4 protein-coding genes are annotated in these 5,668 nt (G+C 65.0%); all 4 read right to left on the bottom strand.

From position 1 onward, the window contains the following. Positions 1-97 precede the first annotated feature (97 nt). Complete coding sequence (locus PHX69_RS15015) at positions 98-808, bottom strand: protein-L-isoaspartate O-methyltransferase family protein (RefSeq protein ID WP_288044763.1); 711 nt, start codon at positions 806-808, stop codon at positions 98-100. 27 nt (positions 809-835) lie between these two features. Then, a complete protein-coding gene (locus PHX69_RS15010; protein WP_288044761.1) occupies positions 836-4,033 on the bottom strand; it encodes an efflux RND transporter permease subunit in 3,198 nt (1,065 codons plus the stop codon). 19 nt (positions 4,034-4,052) lie between these two features. Further along, entirely contained in the window at positions 4,053-5,222 is a 1,170-nt protein-coding gene (locus PHX69_RS15005) for an efflux RND transporter periplasmic adaptor subunit (protein WP_288044760.1), read from the bottom strand. Continuing rightward, a partial coding sequence (locus PHX69_RS15000) for a TetR/AcrR family transcriptional regulator C-terminal ligand-binding domain-containing protein (protein WP_288044757.1) occupies positions 5,219-5,668 on the bottom strand: 450 nt, incomplete at its 5' end. The genes PHX69_RS15005 and PHX69_RS15000, both read right to left, overlap by 4 nt.

Here is a 5,668-nt window from a genome sequence, read left to right as displayed (position 1 = left end):
ATCCAGCACCAGTGGCTGCTGGCCGGGTGCGGTTTCGGTAAACCAGGCAGCAAGCTCCTGGGGGCGGATGTGGGCAACCATGCAAGGCTCCTGCGTGTCAGAACTTGAAGGGCGATGGCTCTGCAAAGCCTGTCAGGCGCGGCGAGCTGGTGTCCCAGGGCTGGGTGGTTTCAAAACGGTTGCCGTGGCGCTGCACGATGGTCATGCGCATGATGGGGTCCAGGCCGACGATGGCAGCCAGGCGTCCGCCATCGTTGAGCTTGGCCAGCAGCGTTTGCGGCACCTCGGCCACCGAACCACTGAGCACGATCACGTCAAACGGGCCTTCAGGCAGCGGATCTTGGGAGCCATCGGCCACGCGCACAGTGGCGTTGCCGATGCCGGCTCGCTGCAAGTTGGCCCGCGCAGCGTCGGCCAGTTCGGGCACGATTTCCAGCGACAACACTTCCTTGGCGCGGTGTGCCAGCAAGGCCGCCATGTAGCCCGAGCCGGTGCCGATTTCAAGCACGCGCTCGTGCTTTTTCACTTGCAGGTCGTTGAGCAGGCGCGCTTCCACGCGGGGCGCCAGCATGCACTGGCCGGTGCGCACGCCTTCTTCGGGGGTGCCGCGCAGCGGGATTTCAATGTCCATGAAGGCCAGGCTGCGGTGGGCCGCAGGCACAAAATCTTCGCGGCGCACTTGGTGCAGCAGCTCCAGCACCTCAGGGTCGGAGACGTTCCAGGGGCGAATCTGCTGTTCGATCATGTTGTAGCGGGCGTGCGCTATCGGATCGTTGGTGTTGGCAGACGTGTTCAGGGGCATGTTCATGGGAAAAAATCTCCGGGAGAGGGCGGTTCAGGACAAGCCTTCGATTTTAGGACGGGCGGCAGTGCCTGAACCCAGGCAGCGGCGCGCCCAGCACGCCAGGTCGTCCATGTAGCAATACACCACCGGCACTACCACCAGCGTCAAGAGCGAGGAGGTGATCACGCCGCCAATCACCGCCTGGCCCATGGGGGCGCGTTGTTCGGAGCCCTCGGTCATGGCAAAGGCCAGCGGCACCATCCCGAAAATCATGGCCAGCGTGGTCATCAAAATGGGGCGCAGGCGCACGCGCGCAGCCAGCAGCAGGGCGTCTACGCGCGTCAGGCCGGGCTGGTGCTGGCCGTGCGCGTCCACCTGGTCTTCGCGGGCGCGGATGGCAAAGTCCACCAGCAAGATAGCGTTTTTGGTCACCAGCCCCATCAGCATGACCACCCCAATGATGGAGAACATGGACAGCGCCGAGCCAAACATCATCAGCGCCAGCACCACGCCGATGAGCGTCAGCGGCAGCGCCGTCATCAGCGCCAGCGGCTGCACAAAGCTTTTGAACTGGCTGGCCAGGATCATGTAGATGAACACAATGGCCAGCACCAGTGCCGAGATGGCGTAGCCAAATGCCTCGGTCATGTTTTTGGTGGAGCCGCCAAACTGGTAGCGGTAGCCGGGGGCAAAAGCCACGCTGTCGAGGGCTTTGCGCAGGTCTGCCGATACGGCACCGGTGGAGCGCTGGTACACGTTGGCGCTGATGGCCACTTCGCGCGTCAGGTCGCGGCGGTTGATCTGGTTGGGGCCGCTGGAGGTGTGTACGCTGGCCACCTGGTTCAGGCGCACGGTGCGCGTGCTGCCATCCGCGGCGGTCAGGGCAAAGGGCAGGCGCTCCAGGTCTTGCACGCTGGTGCGGGCCTCGGGGGCCAGGCGCACGTTGACATCGTAGGTCTGGTCGTTGGGCGCGCGCCAGTTGCCCACGGTTTGCCCGGCAATCAGGGTGCGCAAGGCGTTGGCCATAGAGGCTACCGACAAGCCCAGGTCAGAGGCCGCATCGCGCCGCACGGCGACTGCAATCTCCGGCTTGTCGGCCTTGAGGCTGGAATCGAGATCGACCAGGCCCGGAATGGTGCGGATTTTGTCTTGTACCAGGTGCGTGAGGCGCTCCAACTCTTGCAAGTCAGGCCCTTGCAGCGAGAACTCGATCTGTTTTTGTCCGCCCACCGGGTCCAGCAGGCCCACATGCGTGACGGTGATGCCCGCAATCTGGCGCAGCCGCTCGCGCAGCACGCCCGACATCTCATCCACACTGCGGCTGCGGGATTTGCGATCCACCAGGCGCACGTAAATGCTGGCGTACATCTTGCCTTGGGCGTTGCCGGTGTTCAGGGTGGCCAGCGTGTAGCGCACCTCGGGCAGCTCGCGCACCAGGGCTTCGACCTGCCTGGCTTTGGCCTCGGTGGCTTCGATGGAAGAGCCCGCCGGGGTATAGAAATTGACCGTGGTTTCAGAAAAGTCGGCCTTGGGCACAAACTCGGTGCCCAGCAGCGGCACCATGAAAATGCTGGCGACAAAAATCGCCCCGGCCAGGGCCAGGGTGGCCAGCTTGTGTACCAGTGCCCAGCCCAGAATGCGCTGGTAGCCCTGGGCCAGCCGCTCGGTGCTGCGGTCAAACCAGCCGGTGATGCGGCCAATGGTCTTGTCGTAGAGCGTGGTCGGTGGTGCGTTCTGGCCGTGCGTGTGGATGCTGGGGTCATGCCAGACGCTGGAGAGCATGGGGTCCAGCGTGAAGCTGACGAACATCGAAATCAGCACCGCCGCCACGATGGTGATGCCGAACTCGTGAAAAAACTTGCCGATGATGCCACCCATGAAGCCAATCGGCAAAAACACCGCCACGATGGACAGCGTGGTGGCCAATACGGCCAGGCCGATCTCTTGCGTGCCCTCCATCGCAGCCTGGTAGCTGCCTTTGCCCATTTGCACATGGCGCACGATGTTTTCGCGCACCACGATGGCATCGTCAATCAGCAGGCCCACGCACAGGCTCAGGGCCATCAGCGTGATCATGTTGATGGTGAAGCCGAACCAGTGCATGAACAAAAAGGTGCCGATGATGGAAATCGGCAGCGTCAGCCCCGTAATGACTGTGGAGCGCCACGAGTTCAAAAACAAAAACACGATCAACACCGTGAGCAGCGCGCCCTCAATGAGCGTCTGGCGCACGTTGTCCACGGCCACACGGATGGGGCGGGCGCTGTCGCCGATGGTCTCCAGGCGCACGCCTGGCGGCAGCTCGGCGCGCAGCGCGGCCACGGCGGCGTTCAGGCCATCGACCACTTCGATGGTGTTCTCGCCCTGGGCCTTTTGCACCGACAGCAGCAGCGTGCGCTGGCCGTTGTACAGGGCCAGGCTCTCTACTTCTTGCGCGCCGTCTTGTACCCGCGCCAGTTGGGCCAGGCGCACGGGGGCACCGTTCTTGCGCGCCACAATGATCTGGCCGAAGTCTTCGGGGCGCTGCATGCGCGCGTCGATCTGCACCACCCGCTCTTGCGCCAGCGAGCGCACGGCGCCCAGGGGTAAGTCCTGGTTTTCGGTGCGCACGGCCTGTGCCACCTGCTCGGGTGTGATGCCAAAGGCTTCCAGCGCCTGCGGGTTCAGGTAGATGTTGATTTCGCGCTGGGTGGCGCCCACCAGGTTCACGGCGCCCACGCCGCGCACGTTTTCCAGGCGTTTTTTCAGCGTCTGTTCGGCCCAGCTGCTCAGTGCCACGGCGGACGGTGCCGCGTTGGCTCCAGCGCCTGCCTCCGGCAGCACGGCCAGCGACCACACGGCACGGCTGGCTGGGTCAAAGCGCAGCACGCGCGGCTCTTTGACCTCATCGCGCAGCAGGGGGCGCACGCCAGCCACTTTTTCGCGCACATCTTCCGCCGCTTTGCGCCCGTCGATGTGCAGCTGGAATTCGATGATGACCACCGCGCTGCCTTCGTAGCTGCGCGAGGTCAGGGCATTGATGCCGGCAATCGAGTTGACGGCCTCTTCGATTTTTTTGGTGACTTCGCTCTCGACGATTTCAGGCGATGCGCCGGGGTACTCGGCCGTGACCACGACGACGGGGAAGTCGATTTCCGGAAACTGATCGACCTTGAGGCGCTGGTACGAGAACACGCCCAGCACCACAAAGGCGAGCATCACCATGGTGGCGAACACCGGGTTCTTCAGACTGACTTGGGTGAACCACATGGGTGGGGTGTCCGTGCGCTCAGGGCTTGGCGGGGGAGGGGGCGGCGTGTGCCATGCGCAGCGCGGTGCCTTGCGGCAGCATGCCCACGCGCCCGGCCAGTACCAGGGCACCTTCGGGCACGCCGTCCACGGCCACCAGCATCTGGCCGTCGGTGAGGCTGCGCACCCCTGTTTGCACGGGGAGGTGGGCTACGCGGCCCTGGTCGGCCACTTGCACGTAGGGGGCGGGCTGGTCGGTGCGTACCGCGTCCAGCGGCACCACCAGGGGCTCTGCGGTGCCAGTCTGGATGCTGCCTTGCACGAACAGGCCCTGGCGCAGGGCATCTGGGCTGGCGTTGGGGGCGGGTTGGAGGGCCAGGTACACCGGCACGGCCCGGCTGCCCGTCTGGGCGCTGGGGTTGATGCGCACCACCGTGGCCGTCAGGGCGTCGCTGCGCCCCTCCAGGTGCAGGCGGGCGCTCTGGCCCACGCGCACGGCCACAGAGTCGGCAGGCGCCAGCAGTGCCTCGACTTCCATGCGCGACAAATCCACCACCTCCAGAATCCGGGTATCTATGGCCACACGCTCGCCGTTTTGCACCAGCCGCTGCGCCACCTGGCCGTTGATGGGGCTGCGCAGCACGGTATCCAGCAGCGATTTGCGGGCCACATCGGCAGCGGCCACCGCCGCCTGGTGCGACGACTGCGCCGCCTGCAAGCTGGCCTCCGAGGTTTGCAGTGCGGTGCGCGAGATAAAGCCCTGCGCCACCAGCGCGCGGTTGTTGTCGAACTGGCGCTGGCTGATATCGACCTGCGCGCGGGCCGCATCGGCCTGCTGCTGTGCCTGGCGCAGGCGGGCCTGCATCTCGGTGGCTTCGATGCGCGCCACCTCCTGGCCTGCGCGCACGCTGTCGCCTTCGCGCAGGCCCAGGCCTTGCAGCTCCCCGGCCACGCGCGCTTTGATGGTGGCCGACTGCACCGCGTGCAATGCCCCCGTCACGGGAACGTTCAGGGCCAGTGTCTGGCGGCGCACGGGCCACACTTCATCGGCAGCGATGTCCATCACCACGGCGGTGCTGTGTGTGGCAGCGGCTTCCAGGGCTTTTTGTTGGGATTGCCGCGCTTGCAGCGTGCGCCACAGTGTGGCGCCCAGAAGGGCCACCACCACCACCGCCACCACCCAAGGCAACCAGCGTTTGCGTTGCGTCATGCGTTCTCCGATGGGGTGGCGGGGGCGGGTGCTGCTGGCACCGTGCCAGACTGGCACAGGCCGTACAACAGGGTGTTGATCTGGGTTTCCAGGTACGCCTGCGGCGCCATCAGGATTTCTTGGGGCATGCAGGCTTCCTCAGAATGCTTGGCCATCATCAGAAAAATCATGGGTGACAGCACTGCGTACACCGCGTAATCGAGGTTGAGGGCACGAAACTCGCCCCGATCCACCCCGCGTTGCAGGATGCGCCGGATCAGCTGCTGGCCCTGTGCCACCACCTCGCGCTGGTAGAACTGGGTGATCTGCGGAAAATTACACGCCTCGCACAGCATCAGCTTGGTAATGCTCGAGGCGCGGGTGGCACCAATGCGCTCCCACCAGACGGTGTAGCAGTAGCGCAACATGTCGGCGGAGCTGCCCTGGACTTGATCGACCTCTGCGTT

This window comes from Simplicispira sp., assembly GCF_028687295.1.
Taxonomy (GTDB): domain Bacteria; phylum Pseudomonadota; class Gammaproteobacteria; order Burkholderiales; family Burkholderiaceae_C; genus Simplicispira; species Simplicispira metamorpha.
Note: the sequence above shows the minus strand (reverse complement) of the source record. Positions and strands in the feature narration are given on the sequence as shown.

Coding starts and splice junctions, on each gene's coding strand:
- PHX69_RS15015 (WP_288044763.1), bottom strand. CDS start 808: ATGAACATGCCCCTGAACACGTCTGCCAACACCAACGATCCGATAGCG.
- PHX69_RS15010 (WP_288044761.1), bottom strand. CDS start 4,033: ATGTGGTTCACCCAAGTCAGTCTGAAGAACCCGGTGTTCGCCACCATG.
- PHX69_RS15005 (WP_288044760.1), bottom strand. CDS start 5,222: ATGACGCAACGCAAACGCTGGTTGCCTTGGGTGGTGGCGGTGGTGGTG.